The organism is Amycolatopsis sp. NPDC051372, assembly GCF_040682095.1.
Lineage (GTDB): Bacteria > Actinomycetota > Actinomycetes > Mycobacteriales > Pseudonocardiaceae > Amycolatopsis.
In genome coordinates this window covers 132,710-150,139 of record NZ_JBFBAF010000024.1, presented here as the reverse complement: position 1 = coordinate 150,139, position 17,430 = coordinate 132,710, and the positions used below count along the sequence as shown (strand labels likewise).

Below are 17,430 nucleotides of genomic sequence, written 5' to 3'. Positions count from 1 at the left end.
CATGGCGAAGATCATCGGCATGGAGGTGCTCGACGTCCGGTTCCCGACCTCCCGGGAGCTCGACGGGTCGGACGCCATGAACCCCGACCCCGACTACTCGGCCGCCTACGTCGAGCTCCACACCGACCTCGGCCCCGACGGCTACGGGCTTGCCTTCACCATCGGCCGCGGCAACGACGTGCAGGCCGCCGCGATCCGCGCGCTCGCGCCACACGTCGTCGGCCGCGAGGTGCCGGAAGACGCCGAGGCGCTTGGCCGGCTTTCCCGTGACCTGATCGGCGACTCGCAGTTCCGCTGGCTGGGCCCGGAAAAGGGCGTGGCGCACATGGCGATCGGCGCGGTCGTGAACGCCGCGTGGGACCTCGCCGCGCGCCGGGCCGACCTGCCGCTGTGGAAGTTCGCGGCCCGCATGACGCCGGAAGAGCTGGTGTCGCTCGTGGACTTCCGGTACCTGTCCGACGCGCTGACCGAACAGGAGGCGCTCGACATCCTGCGCGCCGCCGAACCCGGCCGCGAGGAGCGGATCGCGAAGCTCGAAGCCGAGGGCTACCGCGCGTACAGCACGTCGCCGGGCTGGCTCGGCTACTCCGATGCGAAGCTGGTGCGCCTGGCCGAACAGGCCGTGGCCGACGGCTTCGAGATGATCAAGCTGAAGGTCGGCGGCAACCTCGAGGACGACGTGCGCCGCATGAAGCTGGCGCGCGAGACGGTGGGCTCGGAGATCCGCGTCGCCGTGGACGCCAACCAGCGCTGGGACGTGGCCACGGCGGTGTCCTGGATGACGGAGCTCGCGCCGTTCGACCCGTACTGGATCGAAGAACCGACCTCGCCTGACGACATCCTGGGCCACGCGGCCATCGCGAAGGCACTGGCGCCGATCAAGGTCGCCACCGGCGAGCACGTGCAGAACCGCGTGGTGTTCAAGCAGCTGCTGCAGGCCGGCGCGATCGACGTGCTGCAGCTCGACGCCGCGCGCGTCGGCGGGGTGAACGAAAACCTCGCGATCCTGTTGCTGGCGGCCAAGTTCGGCGTTCCGGTGTGCCCGCACGCCGGCGGGGTCGGCCTGTGCGAGCTGGTGCGGCACCTGTCGATGTTCGACTTCGTGGCCGTCTCCGGTGAGGACACCGACCGCACCATCGAGTGGGTCGACCACCTGCACGAGCACTTCACCGACCCGGCCGTCGTGCGCGACGGCCGGTACCTGGCCCCGACCGCACCCGGGTTCTCCGCGCGGATGCACGACGCGACCCTGCGCCGCTTCCGCTTCCCGGACGGTCCAGAGTGGACGGAGGACGCCCAGTGAGCGAGTTCGACGGCCTGGTCGCCGTGGTCACCGGCGGTGCTTCGGGGATCGGCCTGGCCACGGCCACGCTGCTCGCCGAGCGCGGCGCGCGGGTGGCCGTGCTGGACCTCAAGACCGACGACGTGCCCGAGCCGCTGGCCGGCTTCCGGTGCGACGTCACGGCCGACGCCGAGGTGAAGGCCGCGATCGACGCCGTCGCCGAGCGTTTCGGGCGGATCGACGTGCTGGTCAACAACGCCGGCATCGGCGCGGCCGGCGACGTGGCGGACAACAGCGACGACGAGTGGCACCGCGTCTACGACGTGAACGTGGTCGGCATGGTCCGGGTCACGCGTGCCGCCCTGCCGCACCTCAAGGCGTCGCCTTCGGCGGCCGTGGTCAACACCTGCTCCATCGCCGCGTGGGCCGGCCTGCCGCAGCGGGCGCTGTACTCCGCGACGAAGGGCGCGGTGCTGTCGCTGACGCTCGCGATGGCCACCGACCACCTGCCCCACCGCATCCGCGTGAACTGCGTGTGTCCCGGCACCGCGGACACGCCGTGGGTCGGACGCCTGCTCGACGCGGCCGCGGACCCGGCCGCCGAACGCGCGGCCCTGGCCGCGCGCCAGCCGATGGGCCGGCTCGTGACCGCCGACGAGGTCGCGAGCGCCATCACCTACCTCGCCAGCCCGCTGTCCGCGTCGACCACCGGCACCGCGCTCGCGGTCGACGGCGGCATGCACGGCCTGCGCCCGCGGGGACCTGTGCAGAAATAGTGCCCGTTTGCATGTCATCAAGGAGGATGCGGTGCGTACGAAGGTGATCCGGCTCGCCGCCGCGGCGGCCGCGTGTGGTTTGGTCCTGACCGCGTGTGGGTCCACGAAGGACAAACCGGCGGCCGCGGCGGGCGGCGGTGGCGTCACCGGCGGCAAGGTCGGGGCCACGCTGCCGCTGCTGACGTCGCCGTTCTGGCAGGCCTACAACAACTACGTGCCGCAAATGGCCAAGGAGACCGGCCTCGACGCGTTGCCGACGGTGAACGCCGACAACGACCCGGCGAAGCTGATCACCGACATCGGCACACTGCTCAACCAGGGCGTCAAGGGCCTGGTCGTGACGCCGATCGACTCCGCCGCGGTGGTCGCCGGGCTGAAGCAGGCCGAGAACAAGGGCGTGCCCGTGGTCGCGGTCGACGTCGCGCCCGAGAGCGGCAAGGTCGCCATGGTCGTGCGTGCCGACAACAAGGCCTACGGCACGAAGGCGTGCGAGGAGATCGGCAAGCGCGTGAAGAGCGGCAAGGTCGTGCAGGTGATGGGTGACCTCGCCTCCGTCAACGGCCGCGACCGCTCGGCCGCGTTCCGCGACTGCATGAAGCAGAAGTACCCGGACATCAAGGTGCTGGAGATCGCGGCGGAGTGGAAGGCCGACAAGGCGTCTTCCGGCCTCGACAGCCTCCTCACCGCGAACCCGGACATCAAGGGCGTCTACATGCAGGCCGGCGGCGTGTACCTCGCGCCGACCGAGCAGGCGCTCAAGCGCAAGAACCTGTTCTTCCCGACGAGCGACCCGCGCCACGTGGTGCTGGTGAGCAACGACGGCATCCCGCAGGAGCTCGCGGCGATCCGCGCGGGCGAGCTCGACGCCACCGTGTCGCAGCCGGCCGACGCCTACGCCAAGTACGGCATGTACTGGCTCAAGAAGGCCATGGCGGGGGAGAAGTTCCAGCCGGGCCCGACCGACCACGGTTCCACGATCGTCGAGATCAGCCCCGGCATCCTCGAGGACCAGCTGCCGGCCCCGGTCGTGACGAAGGATAACGTGGACGACAAGGCGTTGTGGGGTAACAACCTGTGAGCGCGCCCGCCCCCGAGACGGCCGCGCCGGTGGTGAGTGCCCACGGCGTCGGCAAGCGTTACGGGCCCACCGTGGCCCTGCACGACGTGAGCCTGACCGTGCACGCCGGTGAGTCGCACGCGCTGGTCGGTCGCAACGGGGCGGGCAAGTCCACGCTCGTGTCGATCCTCACCGGATTGTCCCTTCCGGACACCGGCAGCGTCGAGTTCGGCGGCGTGCCCGCGCCGCCGCTGTCCAAACAGGACGACTGGAAGGCCCACGTGGCGTGCGTGTACCAGCACGCCATGGTGGTGCCCCAGCTGACGGTGGCCGAGAACCTGTTCCTCAACCGGCAGGCGCGCGGCGGCTTCGCCATCGGCTGGCGCAAGCTGCGCCGGCAGGCGCGGGAGCTGCTCGACTCGTGGGACGTCCGCGTGGACGTGGACACGCCCGCGGGCGAGCTTTCGGTGGAGGACCGCCAGTTCGTGGAGATCGCCCGCGCGCTGAGCTACGGCGCGCGGTTCATCGTGCTCGACGAGCCGACGGCCCAGCTCGACAGCCAGGCCATCGAGCGGCTCTTCGATCGCATGCGCCAGATGCAGCGCAGCGGCGTGACGTTCCTGTTCATCTCCCACCACCTGCACGAGGTTTACGAGGTGTGCCAGGCCGTCACGGTGCTGCGCGACGCGAAGCACGTGCTCACCGCGCCGGTCTCCGAGGTCAGCCGGCCACAGCTGGTCGACGCCATGACCGGTGAGCAGGGTGGGCTGTCCGTGCGCGACGCGGCGAGCCGCGACCCGCTGGCCGTGGACGCCGCCGAGGTGCTCACCGTCGACGCACTGTCCGGCGACGGCTTCCACGACGTGTCGGTGCGGGTGCACCGCGGCGAGGTCGTGGGGCTGGCCGGCAGCAACGCGAGCGGCAAGCACCAGGTGGCCGAGACCGTCTACGGATTGCGCTCGCCCTCGGCGGGAACCGTGGCGGTGGACGGGAAACCGTTGCCCCCGGGCGACATCCCGGCCGCGGTGCACGCCGGGATCGGCTGCGTGCCGCGTGACCGCCACCACGAGGGTCTGGTGCTGGAGCACTCGATCATGGACAACGCCACGCTGTCCGTGCTCGATCGCATGGGCCCGGCCGGGTTCGCCTCGCCCAAGGCGCGGCACGACCGCGGTGCCCGCGCGCTGGCCGCCTACGACATCGTCGCGGCCGGGCCGGAACAGCCGGTGGCTGACCTGTCGGGCGGCAACCAGCAAAAGGTCGTGCTGGCCCGGGCGCTGGAGAGCGGCCCGCGGGTGGTCGTGCTGATCAACCCCACCGCGGGTGTGGACGTGAAGTCGAAGGAGGCCCTGCTCGCGGTCGTCGACCGGGTGCGGGCCGAAGGCAAGGCGGTGCTGATCGTGAGCGACGAGCTCGACGACCTGCGCCTGGCCGACCGGGTGCTGGTGCTGCGCGCCGGTGCCGTCGTCGCCGAACACCAGGCCGGCTGGTCCGACGGAGACCTCGTGGCCGACATCGAAGGAGTCGGGCTCCATGACTGAGCTGATGAGCGATCCGCAGACGGCGCTGCCCGCGGCGCCCCCGAAACGGCGCAAGTCGCTGTGGCTGCGCGAGCTGGCGCTGCTGCCCGCGCTCGTGGTCGTGTTCGTGATCGGCGGGCTGATCAGCGACTCGTTCTTCACGTTCGACAACGTGATCAGCATCCTCTCGGCCGCCGCCGCGCTGTCGCTGGTGGTGCTGGGCGAGTCGTTGGTGCTGCTGACCGGCAAGTTCGATCTGTCGCTGGAATCGACAATGGGTATCGCGCCCGCGATCGGCGCGATGCTGGTGATCCCGGCGACGTCCTCGGGCTTCGGCACGGGCTGGCCGGCGGCGCTGGGCCTGCTCGCGATCCCCGTGGTGGGTGCGCTGATCGGGCTCGTGAACGGCTTCCTCATCGTGAAGCTCAAGCTCAACGCGTTCATCGTCACGCTGGCGATGCTCACGGTGCTGCGCGGCACGCAGATCGGCTCCACCAACGGCAAGACGCTGTTCGACCAGCTCGACGCGTTCACGGCCCTGGCGACCACGACGTTCGCCGGGCTGCCGATGTCGGTGTGGCTCGCGGCGGTGCTGTTCCTGCTGTTCGGGCTCGGCCTGCGCTACCACCGCGTCGGCCGCTCGCTGTATGCGATCGGCGGCAACCGCGAGGCGGCACGCGCGGCCGGCATCCGGGTGGACCGGATCTCGTGGGCGGTGTTCATCGTCGCGGGTGTGCTGGCCGCGATCGGCGGCCTCGCTTACACCGGCTACGTCGGCGCGCTCGGCGCCGACCAGGGTGACGGCCTGATCCTGCAGGTCTTCGCCGCGGCGGTGATCGGCGGTGTCTCGCTCGACGGCGGCAAGGGCACGCTCGTCGGCGCCCTGACCGGGGTGTTGCTCCTGCAGTCGGTGGACAGCCTGCTGCGCATCGCGCAGGTGCCGGCGGAATGGCTGAAGGCGATCTACGGCGGCATCATCCTGATCGCCCTGATCATCAGCCGTTACGCCGGCGGAAAGCCGCAGACCTGATCGGCGCCTGGGCCGTGATCATCCGACCTTCTCGCCGTTCCGTGAAGGGCCCCTTCAGGGATTCAGCGTCCCTCGGGGAGCCCTTCACGGACCTTCGACGTCGCTCAGGACGCAGCGGCCTCGGGATTGTCGTCCGCGTCCGTGCCGGTCTGGGTGAGCGTGCTGCGCAGCCACTGCTCGACCCCCGCGACGTGCACGGTCGCCCACGACCGGGCCAGCTCCGGCTCACGGGCGGCGATGGCCTCGTAGATGGCGGTGTGCTGCTCACGCGTGCGGGCGACCGCGCCCTCCTGCGTGAGGCCGCGCCAGATCCGCGCCCGCGCCGTGGGCCCCGACAGGCTGTCGAGCAGCGAGCAGAGCACGGAGTTGCCCGAGCCGTCGGCGATCTTGCGGTGGAACTGCAGGTCGTTGGCCACGAGCGCCTCCACCGTCGGCGCGTCGGCCAGTTCGTCGAGCAGCGCGCCGAGCTCGGTGATGTCGTCCTCGCTCATGTGCAGCGCGGCCAGCGCCGTGGCGGCCGGTTCGAGGATCCGGCGCACGGCCAGGAAGTCGAGCACGGTGTCGTCGCGGTGGAAGTCGACCACGAACGTCATGGCGTCGAGCAGCAGGTTCGGCTCGAGACTGGTCACGTACGTGCCGTCGCCCTGGCGCACGTCGAGCACCCTGATCAGGCACAACGCCTTCACGGCCTCGCGCAGGGAGCTGCGCGAGAGCCCCAGCCGCTGGGCGAGCTCGGCTTCCTTGGGCAGCCGGTCGCCCGGTGCGAGCTCCCCGGAGATGATCATGTCCTTGATCTTGTCGATCGCGACATCGGTGACGGGCATCGAGACCGCCCTCCCTCAAGAGACCTCGGATGTTTCGGTGTTCTGAACACAGAGTGCCACGTAACTCGTCAGGAGGGACCATGACCCACGGCTCCGCCCCGGACTCTGCCCCTGAAAGCGTTGCCCTGCGTACCCGACTCAAGCCGGGTATGGAGGCGACCTACGAGTCCGTGCATGCGGTGATCCCGCCCGAACTCGACGCGGCGCTGCGGCGCGCCGGCGTGCGCACGTGGCGGATCTGGCGCAGCGGGCTCGACTTGTTCCACTTCGTGGAGGTCGACGACTTCGACGCGATGAAGGCCGCGCTCGCCGACGATCCCGCCGACATCGAGTGGCAGATCCGCATCAACCGGCTGCTCGACACGGACGACGACCGGTCCGATACTTCGACGGCCCTGGGGCTCGTCTGGGAACTTCCGGTGAAGGAGTGAACGTGAAGCTCTCCCCGCTCGGGCTCGGTGGCGCGCAGCTCGGCAACCTCTACCAGGCGATCGACGACGACACGGCGACCGCGACCGTGCGGCGTGCGTGGGACGAGGGCATCCGCTACTTCGACACTGCCCCGCACTACGGGCTCGGGCTCTCCGAACGGCGCCTCGGCGCGGCACTGGCCGCGTACCCGCGTGAGGAGTACGTGCTCTCCACCAAGGTCGGCCGGGTGCTCGAACCCCACGCCGCGGCGCCGGGCGAGCGCGACGACCAAGGCTTCGACGTGCCGGCCATCTACCTCCGGCGCTGGGACTTCAGCCGTGACGGCGTGTTGCGGTCATTGGAGTCGAGCCTCGACCGGCTCGGCCTCGACCGCGTCGACATCGCGTACGTGCACGACCCGGACGACCACTTCGCCGAAGCGGTGAGCGGCGCGTTTCCCGCGTTGCTGGAGCTGCGCGAGCAGGGCGTGATCGGTGCGGTCGGCGCAGGGATGAACCAGACGCCGATGCTCACCGAGTTCGTCCGCCGCTTCGACCTCGACCACGTGCTCATGGCCGGGCGCTACACCCTGCTCAACCAGCCGGCGCTCGACGACCTGCTGCCGCTGTGCCTCGAACGCGGCGTCGGCGTGGTCGCGGGCGGCGTGTTCAACGCGGGCATCCTCGCCACCGTGGAACCGGGAACGATCTACGACTACGCGGCCGCGCCGGCGGAACTCGTCGAGAAGGCGCGGCGGATCGCGGAGATCTGCGCCCGCCACGGCGTCGAGCTGCCGGAGGCCGCGCTCGCGCTGCCGGCTTCGCACCCGGCCGTGGTGTCGGTGGTCGTCGGCGCGCACGACGCCGGGCAGGTGGCGGTGAACGCGCGCCGCGCGGCCAAGGTCGTGCCCGCCGTACTGTGGACCGACCTCGTCGACGCCGGCCTGCTGCACGCGGACGCCGTCGGCCGGCCCGTGACGTCTGGAGGACCGCAGTGATCGACGCCCACCACCACCTGTGGGACCCGACCCGCCGCGACTACCCGTGGCTCGCCGGCGCGGCGATGGACCCGATCCGGCGTCCGTACACAGTGGACGATCTGCGCACGGTGACGCACGCGGCCGGGGTGCACGCCACCGTGCTGGTGCAGACGCTGCCCGACCAGGGCGAGACGGAGGACTTCCTGGCCACGGCGGCGGCCGAACCGGTGATCGCCGGTGTGGTGGGCTGGGTGGACCTGACGGCGCCCGACGTCGCCGACCGGCTCGCGCGGCTGAAGGAGCTGGGCCCGCTCGTGGGCATCCGCCACCAGGTGGAGAACGAGGACGACCCGGAGTGGCTGCTGCGCCCGGACGTGCTGCGCGGCCTGGCGGCCGTCGGCGCGGCGGGGCTGGTGTACGACCTGCTGGTGGCACCCGCGCAGGTCGCGGCGGCGCGGAAGGTGGCCGAGCAGCTGCCGGAGCTGCGGCTCGTGCTCGACCACGCGGCGAAGCCTGCCATCGCGGCGGGGGAGTGGCAGCCGTGGGCCGACGGGATCGCGTCGCTCGGCGCGCGGGACAACGTGGCGTGCAAGCTCTCCGGGCTCGTCACGGAGGCCGACTGGCAGCAGTGGCGGATCGGGCACCTGCGCCGCTACGCCGACCACGTCTTCACCTCGTTCGGCGCCGACCGAGTGCTCTTCGGCACGGACTGGCCGGTGTGCGAGCTGGCGGCCGCCTACGAGGTCGTGCTCGACGCGGCCATGTCCCTCACGGGTCCGCTCACGGACCCGGAACGGCTCGACGTCTTCGAGTACACGGCGAAACGCGTGTACGGACTCGGTTGACGCGTCAGAAGTCTTCGCCCTGGACCATGTCGCGCAGCTTGGTGAGGGCGCGGTGCTGGGTGACGCGGACGTTGCCGGCGGAGATGCCGAGCGTCTCGGCGGTCTCGTTGGCGCTCAGGCCCACGATGATGCGCAGCGTCAGGATCTCCTGCTGCAGCGGCGCGAGGCGGGTGAGCATCTCCTGCAGGCGGGAACCGAGGTCGAGCCGCAGCGCATACGACTCGGGCTCGTTACCGGTGCCCGACAGCGGCCGCTCCGGCAGCTCGGGCACCGGCTCGGACCGGTCCCGCGCGACGGCGCGGTAGGCGTCGGCGACCTTGTTGGCCGCGATGGCGTGCACGAGGTACAGGAACGAGCCGCCGCGGTCCTGGTAGTCGGGCAAGGCCTTGAGGACGGCCATGCTCACGTCCTGGGCCACGTCGTCGGCGGAGAGGTAGGACAGGTCGCGTCCGCCCATGCGCGCCCGGCAATAGCGGGCCACCACGGGCCGCAGCACGTGGAGCAGCTCGGTGATCGCGCGCTGGTCTCCCCGGCCGGCGGCGACCACGAGCGGGTCGAGGTCTTCCTTGGTCAACCGGCCCGCAGGCCTCGGCAGCGTTTCCGGCGTGACGTAGCCTGGCACGTCGGCTTCGTCGGCGGCTGCTTCGGTATGGGACGTCTTCGACGGTGCTGTCATGGTCGTCTCCCCGGCGACCCTGCGACCGTCGCTGGTCTTGGGGTCAACACTCTGTGATGTTGCGGTCGCAGCTACTCCGGATGATCAGGATGTTGCCGCTCCCGTTGCGACGCTCCGTAACCCTATGCGGCTCGCGGGCCGACAGTCCAGATTTCAACTACGAATACCCCGTTAGCAGCAGTGGTCTTGATAAAATCGAGACCAGTCAACGCACAGTACGATTCGCTGCTCGCAGGATGTGCGGACTGTCCACTCAGTACGTCACCAAGAGCGACACGGCCGTTGCACAACAGAGGGTGGCCACCACCGCGGGTAGAACGGGTTTCAGTGCGGGCGGCTCGGGGTCCGTGCGGAGTGATCGCTCCCGGTGCCGGCCGACCCCCGCGAGCGCCAGCGCGGTGAGGGTTGCGAACGCCGCCGGGACGATGTCCCATGCGCCTTCGTTGCGCACCGCGGCACCCAGCAGCAGCACCGCGCACGCGGCGGCCGACAGCGCGGTGCGGCGCCACGCGAGGCCGGTGCGTTCGGGCTGGGCACCGTTGGCGAAGGGCCGGCTCACGACACGATCACCAGCACGACGGCGGCCGCCATCAGCAGGAACACACCCACGGTGAGCACCAGGATCATCGAGCTGCGGGCCAGTGGCTGCCCGGCGCGCATGGCGATCTGCACGCGCCGCCAGCGCGGGTAAGCGCCGGCCGCGAGGATCGCCGCGAGCACCACGCAAAGCCCGGCGAGCACGGAGCTCATCGCCACGGGACTTGGGACCAGTTGGTGGACCGCGACGCCGCCCGCGAGCAGACCCAGGGCCGTGCGCAGCCACGCGAGGAACGTCCGCTCGTTGGCGAGGGTGAACCGGTAGTCCGGTTCGGTGCCACCGCTGTGGGGGCCGATGCTGGGTGGTTCGCCATGGGGCGGGTCGAGCTTCTCTTCCGACACTGTCCGGACGTTAGTCGTGGTCCGCGGCGGGCGCTTCGGGCTTGGCGTGGGCGAAGACCCACCACCGCAGCACGGCGAACCGGACGACCCCGCCGATGAAGCTGGCGGCCAGCAGGCTGGCCGTTTCCTCCCACGCCGTCGGGTGGCTGACCACAGCGTCGAGGGTGGCCAGGACGATCGAGCCGTACCCGGCGTAGAAGACGAACGTGAGGAAGTCCTGCAGGTGGCGCTGGCCGGCTTTGCTCGCGCGCCCGGCGAACGTGACGCGGCGGTGGAACTCGGTGTTGCCGACCGTGGTGAGCGCGATGGCCACCAGATTCGCCCACTGCGAGCCGAGTTCGGGGCGCAGGACCAGGAAGAGCACGGCCTGCAGGCCCGTGGTGACACCGCCGGCGACGAGGTACCAGGCGGCGTGTCCGCCGAGCTCGTGGTCCTCGTGGTGACGCTGCGGGTCCCGGTGGAAAAGCGGCGGCCGGGGCGTCCACCTGGTGGTGGTCATGATCCTGACGCTACCTCTGCTTCACAAACTTGTGAACCTGATGAAGCCGATGAACACTTGTGATCCCGCCGACAGGGACCCCGCTCCTTTGGTTCAGCCCACCCGGCGCGCCGGCTATTCCGTGTTCTCGGGTGTTCGCGCGCACCCGCGCCCGCGTGTGGGCAGAACGCCCGGTTTTCAAACGTGTTTGTGACCGGTCCCACGGCTGCCCGGTGTGGGCGCCGCTCACGCTGCGCTGCCGAACGGGCGCCCCTAGCGTGAAAACCCATCGCATCCGACCGCGACGAAGGGAAGGCCGAAGATGCTGACCGTGACCGAAGCCGCCGCCGAGGCGATCTCCGCGCTGACGGCTCAACAGGGCGCTGAGGAGAGCGGGCTGCGCTTCGCCCTCCAGAGCGTGCAGGAGGGCGAGGGCGCTCAGCTCGCGCTTTCCGTCGCCCCCTCTCCCCAGGACGGCGACCGCGTAGTGGGCACCGACGCCGGCGCGAAGGTCTTCCTCGAACCCCAGGCCGCCGCCCTCCTGGACGACAAGGTCCTCGACGTCCAGCAGGACGAAACCGGCGACGTGGCCTTTGCTGTGCTTCCTCAGCAGAGCTGAATCTTTGGCGTCGGCTCCGCCGCCGCGTGCGAGATCGCCTTTGAGCCGGCTCCTTCCCGGTCGACACGGTCGGCCCGGGGGGCCGCCCATGTCGACCGGGAAGAAACCGGCGCGATCTCGCGCTGTGGTCGGCCGGGTGACTGGCCCGGTTAGCGTTTTTGGGCTCGGTTTCGCCGGGGCGACGAGATCGCCTCAAGCCCTGCGCGATCTCGCGCTGCGGTCGGCCGGGTAGGTGGCCCGGTTGGCATTTTGGCTCCGGCTTCGTCGGGGCGGCGAGATCGCGCCAGCGTTGCGAGCGAGCGAGCGGCGCGACCGACCTCCTGAGCGACTCAGCTACGTACCCGAACCGGCACGCGGGTGACCACAGCGCGAGATCGCGCCGGCTTCCGGATGGGGCGGTGCGATCGGCCCCCGGCCGATCCGACCGCCCCATCCGGAAGCCGGCTCAAAGGCGATCTCGCACGCCCCGGCGAAGCCGGGGCCAAAGACTCAGCGATCTCGCCGCACCGGCGGAGCCGGTGCCGAAGACACAGCCCAGGTGCGGACGAGGTCGCCGGCCCGGGCGCGCAGGAGTTCGGCGGCGTGGGTGCGCGCGTGGTCGAGGGACGGGGCGTGGTCGATGAGCGCGCTGCTGCCGATCACGCCCAGGCCGGCGAGGTCGGCGGCGTCGAGCTGGATGCGGCCGGCCAGGACCATCAGCGGCACGCCCGCGCGTCCGGCTCGGGCGGCGATGCCGGCCGGGGCCTTGCCGGAGAGGCTCTGCGAGTCGAGTGAGCCTTCGCCTGTGATGACGAGGTCGGCGCCGGCCAGGGCCGTGTCGACGCCGGTGAGGCCGGCGATGAGGTCGAAGCCCGAGGCGACCGTGGCGCCGAGACCCGCGATGGCGCCGCCCGCGACACCGCCGCCGGCGCCCGCGCCGGCGATCGCCGAAACGTCCGGGGCGCCCGCGTTGACCAGGGCCTGAGCCCAGCGGCCGAGCGCCGTGTCCAGCTCCGTCACCTCGTGCGGCCGCGCGCCCTTCTGCGGGCCGAAGACCGCCGCGGCGCCGGACGGGCCGACGAGCGGGTTCGTCACGTCTGTCGCGACCGTGATTCCGACCGTACCCAGCCGTTCGCGCGCCGGGCCCAATTCGACCTTCGCGACGCGCGAGAGCGTGCCGCCGCCGAGGCCGATGGGGGCGTCGAACGCGTCGAAGACCCCGGCGCCCAAGGCGGCCAGCATGCCGGCGCCGCCGTCGGTGCTCGCGGTGCCGCCGACCGTCAGCACGAGCCGGGAAGCACCGCGGGACAGCGCGTCGCCGAGCAGTTCGCCGACGCCCCACGTGTGCGCGGCCAGCGCGGTCTCCGGCGTCGGGTCCACGAACTCGATGCCGCACGCGCGGGCCGACTCGATGTAGGCCGTGCCGTCGAGCACCACGTACCGCGCGTCGACATGGTCCTCCAGCGGACCGCGCACCGACAGCCGCACGAGCTCGCCGCCCGCGTTTTCCAGGACCTCGAGCGTCCCTTCGCCACCGTCGGCGACGGGGCAGGCCGCGATGTCGGCGTCGGGCAGCGCGTCGCGCACTCCGAGGGCGATGGCCTCGGCCGCGGCGACCGCGGTGAGGCTGCCCTTGAACTTGTCCGGGGCGATGACGACACGAGTCACGCTCTTACCTCCGTCAGCGGTGCTTCTCCGGCGAGTACCGAGGTCACGTTTCGGGCCGCCAGCACGGCCATCGCGGTGCGCGTCTCCACGGTCGCCGACCCAAGGTGCGGCGTGACCACGACGTCGTCGCGCTCCAGCAGCCGCGGCTCGACCTCGGGCTCGCGCTCGAACACGTCCAGCGCGGCGCCCGCGATCTCGCCGGCCTCCAGCGCGTCGGCCAGCGCCGCCTCGTCGACGACCGGGCCGCGCGTGGTGTTCACCAGGTACGCGGTGCGTTTCATGGCCCGTAGCGCGGCGGCGTCGATCAGGTGGCGCGTCTGCGGCGTGAGCGGGCAGTGCAGCGAGACGAAGTCCGAACGGCGCAGCAGCTCGTCGAACGGCACGAACTCGCCGTCGAAGTCGGGTTTCGCCGACCGTCCCGAGTAGACGATCCGCAGCCCGAAAGCCGCTGCTCGCGTGGCCATCGCGCGGCCGATCTGCCCGAGCCCGACGATGCCGAGCGTCTTGCCCTGCAAGCCCGAACCGAGCAGGAACCCCAGGTGGAACGACCACGGCTGCCGCGCCCGCAGCAGCCGTTCGCCCTCACCGAGCCGGCGCGTGACGGCCAGCAGCAGCCCAAACGCCAGGTCCGCCGTCGCGTCGGTGAGCACGCCGGGGGTGTTGGTCACGGTCACCTCGCGCTCGGCCAGCGCCGGCACGTCGACGTTGTCGTATCCCACCGCCACGTTCGCCACCACGGCCAGCTGTGGCCCGGCGGCTTCGACCACGGACGCGTCGATCCGGTCGTGCAGCATCGAGACGATCGCCGACGCCCCGGCCACGAACGACCGCAGCTCCTCGGGCGTGAGCGGACGGTCGAGTTCGGATATCCGCACTTCTCCCGCGTCGGCGAGCACCTTCACCGCGTCGTCGGGAATCCAGCGCGTCACGGCGATGAGGGGGCGATCGGGCACGTCGGGCAGCCTAATGGGTGCAGTGGCCCGTTAGCGAGGTTCGCGCCGCAGCCGCACGAGCACGCTCGCTGAGGAAGTGCCGGCCAGGTCGATGAGCAGGCCGTGGGTCGTCAGCACGGCACCGTGGTGCGTGGTTCCGGTTCCCACATCGTGGTAGACCGCATCCGGGTCGAGCCCCTGGAGCACCGGTGTGACGATCGGCCGGCCGTGGTCGTGCGGGCGCCGCGCGAAGAGCACCACGACGTCGTCGCCGAGCACGAACTGCACCGCGGTGAGCGGGGAGACGGCGGGATCGGCCAGCCGGTAGGCCTCGCCGTGCTGCACGACGGGCCGGATCTCCTTGTACAGCGCCACGAGCTCGGCGGTGCGGCGCAGTTCGTCGTCGGTCCACTTCGTGAGATCGCCGCCGAGGCCGAGCACGCCCGCCATCGCGATGTGGAAACGGAACTCGAGCGGTGCCTCGCGACCGGTCAGCGGGTTCGGGCTGTCAGTGACCCACGCGGCCATCGCGCCCGCGGGCAGCAGCTGCGAGAAGCCGTGCTGGATCTTCACGCGATCGGCCGCGTCGGTGTTGTCCGAGGCCCAGATCTCGTCGGTGCGCGCGAGGATCCCCAGGTCGGTGCGCCCGCCGCCGCCCGCGCAGGCCTGGATCCGCAGCGCCGGGTGGTCGGCGCGCAGCCGGTCGAGCACGCCGTAGACCGCGCGCACGTGATCGACCCAGACGCGGCCGGGGCCCGCCTCGGTGAACGCGCGGTTCATGTCCCACTTGAGGTAGTCGATGCCGTGCTCGGCGACCAGCCGGTGCAGCCACTTGTACGCCCAGTCGGCGACCTCGGGCCGGCAGAAGTCGAGCACGAGCTGGTTGCGCAGCGTGGTCCGCGCGCGGTTCGGCATGTGCAGCACCCAGTCCGGGTGCGCGCGGTAGAGGTCGCTGTCGGGGTTGACCATCTCCGGCTCGACCCACAGCCCGAAGCCCATGCCGAGCCGGTGCACCTCCGTCACGAGCGGGCCGAGCCCCTCGGGGAAGCGTTCGCGGTTCACGGTCCAGTCGCCGAGGCCGGCGGCGTCGCCGGTGCGCGCGCCGAACCAGCCGTCGTCGACCACGAACAGCTCCGCGCCCACCTCGGCGGCGATGGCGGCGAGCTTGAGTTGGCCGGGCTCGTCGACGTCCCAGCCCGTGGCCTCCCACGAGTTGTAGACGACCGGGCGCAGCTCCTCGGGGTGCGGCTGGACGAACGTGCGCACGTACGAGTGCCACCGCCGGCTCGCCCCGCCGAAGCCGCCGGCCGCGTACAACCCGGCGAACACGGGCGTTTCCCAGGTCTCGCCCGGGTCCAGCGACCACTGCACGCCCTCGTGCCCGAACCCGCCGGTCCACGTGACGCGGCCGGTGTGCGAGCGCTCGACGGTGATCCGCCAGCTGCCGCTCCACGTCAGCGCGGTGCTCCAGACTTCGCCGCGCGTTTCGGTGGCGGTGCCGTCGTCGAGCATCACCCAGGGCTGGGCCTGGTGACTGGAAACTCCGCGCCGGCTCGTCAGAGTCGTCTCGCCGACGGGCAGGATTTCCCGCAGCAGCCCGGCTTCCGCGCTCCACGCGCCCGTCGTGTGGGAGACGCGGTAGGCGTCGCGACGGGGGAGCGTCCAGGCCGCGGAATCCGTGCGCAGCAAGGAGATCGGCTCGGTTCCGGTGTTGCGCAGCACCACGTGCCGCTCGACGACGTCACCACGGAGGCCGTAGTGCAATTCCGCTACGAGGCCATAGTGCCGATCCTTCAGCCGCACGACCAGCCCGTCCCCAGCATCGTGCCCCGTGTCGTGTCCGGCGTACGCCCACTCCACGGCCTGCGTCCCGTCCGCGAACCGTACCGACAGGCCGGCCACGCCGAAGAACGCGCCGCCTTCGGCCGCCAGCTCGGGCCGGTCGTCGCCCGGCTCGTCGAAGCTCGATTCCACGGGATTGCGCCGGCTCGCGATCTGCGCCGCCTGCTCCAGCGTGAGCGGCGGGCCCCAGTGCACGTGCCGCGGCTGATCGGCTTCGTCGAGCCGGAAGGCGTACGCCGACTCAGGGGTTCGCAGCAGCCACAGCCGGTGATCGACGTCGAATTCCACGGACATGGGTCAGAGCGTAGGGATGACCAGCGGAAAAATAAATTCTTGACGAAGTTAATTTATCCGTCGTACGGTTCCGCGCATGCCACGCAGTGCACCGGCAAGGGCGCCGATCACGAGTCCCGCCGCGGCCACCGTGTTCACCACGGTGCTGACCCAGGGTCCGGTCAGCCGCGTGGACGTCGCCCGCCGCACGGGCCTCTCCTCGGCCGCCGTCACGAAGGCCGCGCGCCCGTTCATCGAAGCCGGTTACCTCGAAGAGCTCGCCTCCGCCGAACGCACCGCGCCCGGCGCCGGCCGGCCCGCCAGCCCGCTCGCCATCCGCCCCGACCGCGAGTACTTCATCGGCGTCAAGATCACCGGCGACGACCTGATCGGCGTGGTCACCGACCTGCAGGCCCAGATCCGCGTGGCCAAGCACCACCCGCTGACCAGCCACGACGTGGACCACGTGGTGCGCGCGCTCGTCGACCTCGTCGCCGAGCTGCTGGCCGGCTCGGCGCCCGACGGCGCCACCAGCTTCCGCGACCGGGCCTACTGCCTGGGCGTCGCGATTTCCGGCGACGTCGACCGCGACACCGGTGTTGTGCGCTACTCACCCTTCCTCGGCTGGCGGGACGTGCCGCTGGCCGAGCTGCTGGAGGAAAGCACGGGCTTGGCGACGACGCTCGAGAACGACGTCAAGGCGCTCACCGTGGCCGAGCAGTGGTTCGGTGAAGGCGTCGGCGCCTCGTCGTTCGCGCTGGTCACCGTGGGTACCGGCATAGGAAGCGCCCTCGTGCTCGACGGCCGGCTCGTCGGCGGCGCGCACGGGGTGGCCGGCGAGATCGGGCACGTCCCGGTCGCCGGCATGGGAGCCGACGGCCCGGCCTGTCACTGCGGTGGCACGGGCTGTGTGGAGGCGATCGCGTCGACCGAGGCGATCGTCGCGAGTGCGCGCCGGGTCGCGGGGGATCCGGCGCTGACGCTGGACGAGGCCGTCGCGAGGGCGCGGGCGGGGGACGAGCCGTTGCGGGCCGTCTTCGCGACCGCGGGCCATGCGATCGGGCTCGGTCTCGGTGCGCTGGTCAACCTCTTCGGTCCTGAACGGGTCGTCGTCTCGGGTGAGGGCGTGGCCACCTACGACCTGTTCGAGGACCAGATCCGCCGCACGTTCGCGGAGCAGGCCTTCGGCAGTGCCGCGCGGTGCGGCCTGGTGATCCGGCCGCTGCCGTTCGAGGAATGGGCACGGGGCGCCGCCGCTGTCGCCGTTCAGAGTCTTTTCGTGTCCGACCGTTTGTGAGGA

At 71.3% G+C, this 17,430-nt stretch carries 18 protein-coding genes; 10 read left to right on the top strand and 8 right to left on the bottom strand.

Going from position 1 to position 17,430, the window contains the following annotated elements:
- Position 1: 1 nt before the first annotated feature.
- The 5 genes from AB0M56_RS32525 to AB0M56_RS32505 are packed head-to-tail and all read left to right on the top strand — an operon-like array spanning position 2 to position 5,665.
- Positions 2-1,303: an enolase C-terminal domain-like protein gene (locus tag AB0M56_RS32525; protein WP_364183134.1), complete on the top strand. Its 1,302-nt coding sequence runs from the start codon at positions 2-4 to the stop codon at positions 1,301-1,303.
- Positions 1,300-2,058, top strand: coding sequence for an SDR family oxidoreductase (locus tag AB0M56_RS32520; protein ID WP_364183131.1), 759 nt, complete (start codon positions 1,300-1,302; stop codon positions 2,056-2,058). Before AB0M56_RS32525 ends, AB0M56_RS32520 begins: the two co-directional genes overlap by 4 nt.
- A 43-nt stretch (positions 2,059-2,101) precedes the next feature.
- A complete protein-coding gene (locus AB0M56_RS32515; RefSeq protein WP_364183187.1) occupies positions 2,102-3,136 on the top strand; it encodes a sugar ABC transporter substrate-binding protein in 1,035 nt (344 codons plus the stop codon).
- Positions 3,133-4,656 (top strand): sugar ABC transporter ATP-binding protein, encoded by a 1,524-nt coding sequence (locus AB0M56_RS32510; RefSeq protein ID WP_364183129.1) that lies wholly within the window; start codon positions 3,133-3,135, stop codon positions 4,654-4,656. Before AB0M56_RS32515 ends, AB0M56_RS32510 begins: the two co-directional genes overlap by 4 nt.
- Complete coding sequence (locus tag AB0M56_RS32505) at positions 4,649-5,665, top strand: ABC transporter permease (protein ID WP_360599787.1); 1,017 nt, start codon at positions 4,649-4,651, stop codon at positions 5,663-5,665. The genes AB0M56_RS32510 and AB0M56_RS32505 overlap by 8 nt, the downstream gene beginning before the upstream one ends.
- A 104-nt stretch (positions 5,666-5,769) precedes the next feature.
- On the opposite strand, the gene AB0M56_RS32500 is transcribed toward AB0M56_RS32505, so the two are convergent.
- Entirely contained in the window at positions 5,770-6,489 is a 720-nt protein-coding gene (locus tag AB0M56_RS32500; protein ID WP_364183126.1) for a FadR/GntR family transcriptional regulator, read from the bottom strand.
- 80 nt (positions 6,490-6,569) lie between these two features.
- Here AB0M56_RS32500 and AB0M56_RS32495 point away from each other — a divergent pair, with 80 nt between their 5' ends.
- The 3 genes from AB0M56_RS32495 to AB0M56_RS32485 are packed head-to-tail and all read left to right on the top strand — an operon-like array spanning position 6,570 to position 8,724.
- Positions 6,570-6,920, top strand: coding sequence for an L-rhamnose mutarotase (locus tag AB0M56_RS32495; protein ID WP_364183124.1), 351 nt, complete (start codon positions 6,570-6,572; stop codon positions 6,918-6,920).
- Positions 6,917-7,897, top strand: a complete 981-nt coding sequence (locus AB0M56_RS32490) for an aldo/keto reductase (protein ID WP_364183121.1) — start codon at positions 6,917-6,919, stop codon at positions 7,895-7,897. The genes AB0M56_RS32495 and AB0M56_RS32490 overlap by 4 nt, the downstream gene beginning before the upstream one ends.
- Positions 7,894-8,724 carry an amidohydrolase family protein gene (locus AB0M56_RS32485; RefSeq protein ID WP_364183118.1) on the top strand — a complete coding sequence of 277 codons (831 nt, stop codon included), beginning with the start codon at positions 7,894-7,896 and terminating at the stop codon, positions 8,722-8,724. Before AB0M56_RS32490 ends, AB0M56_RS32485 begins: the two co-directional genes overlap by 4 nt.
- Before the next feature lie 4 nt (positions 8,725-8,728).
- On the opposite strand, the gene shbA is transcribed toward AB0M56_RS32485, so the two are convergent.
- The 4 genes from shbA to AB0M56_RS32465 all read right to left on the bottom strand — a co-directional run bounded on the left by shbA (position 8,729) and on the right by AB0M56_RS32465 (position 10,838).
- On the bottom strand, positions 8,729-9,400 hold the full coding sequence (gene shbA / locus AB0M56_RS32480) for an RNA polymerase sigma factor ShbA (RefSeq protein WP_255637632.1): 672 nt from the start codon (positions 9,398-9,400) through the stop codon (positions 8,729-8,731).
- A gap of 253 nt (positions 9,401-9,653) precedes the next feature.
- Positions 9,654-9,959, bottom strand: a complete 306-nt coding sequence (locus tag AB0M56_RS32475) for a DUF202 domain-containing protein (protein ID WP_364183114.1) — start codon at positions 9,957-9,959, stop codon at positions 9,654-9,656.
- Positions 9,956-10,294, bottom strand: a complete 339-nt coding sequence (locus AB0M56_RS32470) for a DUF202 domain-containing protein (protein ID WP_364183184.1) — start codon at positions 10,292-10,294, stop codon at positions 9,956-9,958. The genes AB0M56_RS32475 and AB0M56_RS32470 overlap by 4 nt, the downstream gene beginning before the upstream one ends.
- 55 nt (positions 10,295-10,349) lie before the next feature.
- A complete protein-coding gene (locus AB0M56_RS32465; protein WP_364183111.1) occupies positions 10,350-10,838 on the bottom strand; it encodes a GtrA family protein in 489 nt (162 codons plus the stop codon).
- A 301-nt stretch (positions 10,839-11,139) separates the two neighbouring features.
- Here AB0M56_RS32465 and AB0M56_RS32460 point away from each other — a divergent pair, with 301 nt between their 5' ends.
- The gene (locus AB0M56_RS32460; protein ID WP_285969590.1) at positions 11,140-11,436 is read left to right on the top strand and encodes an iron-sulfur cluster biosynthesis protein; all 297 of its coding nucleotides are present in this window, start codon (positions 11,140-11,142) and stop codon (positions 11,434-11,436) included.
- Between the two features lie 489 nt (positions 11,437-11,925).
- Here AB0M56_RS32460 and AB0M56_RS32455 read toward each other — a convergent pair whose 3' ends face one another.
- The 3 genes from AB0M56_RS32455 to AB0M56_RS32445 are packed head-to-tail and all read right to left on the bottom strand — an operon-like array spanning position 11,926 to position 16,151.
- Complete coding sequence (locus AB0M56_RS32455) at positions 11,926-13,083, bottom strand: glycerate kinase (protein WP_364183108.1); 1,158 nt, start codon at positions 13,081-13,083, stop codon at positions 11,926-11,928.
- Positions 13,080-14,036 (bottom strand): D-glycerate dehydrogenase, encoded by a 957-nt coding sequence (locus AB0M56_RS32450; RefSeq protein ID WP_364183105.1) that lies wholly within the window; start codon positions 14,034-14,036, stop codon positions 13,080-13,082. The genes AB0M56_RS32455 and AB0M56_RS32450 overlap by 4 nt, the downstream gene beginning before the upstream one ends.
- Positions 14,037-14,066: 30 nt before the next feature.
- The gene (locus tag AB0M56_RS32445) at positions 14,067-16,151 is read right to left on the bottom strand and encodes an alpha-galactosidase (protein ID WP_364183102.1); all 2,085 of its coding nucleotides are present in this window, start codon (positions 16,149-16,151) and stop codon (positions 14,067-14,069) included.
- A 76-nt stretch (positions 16,152-16,227) separates the two neighbouring features.
- Here AB0M56_RS32445 and AB0M56_RS32440 point away from each other — a divergent pair, with 76 nt between their 5' ends.
- On the top strand, positions 16,228-17,427 hold the full coding sequence (locus AB0M56_RS32440; protein WP_364183099.1) for an ROK family protein: 1,200 nt from the start codon (positions 16,228-16,230) through the stop codon (positions 17,425-17,427).
- The last annotated feature ends 3 nt before the right edge of the window (positions 17,428-17,430 follow it).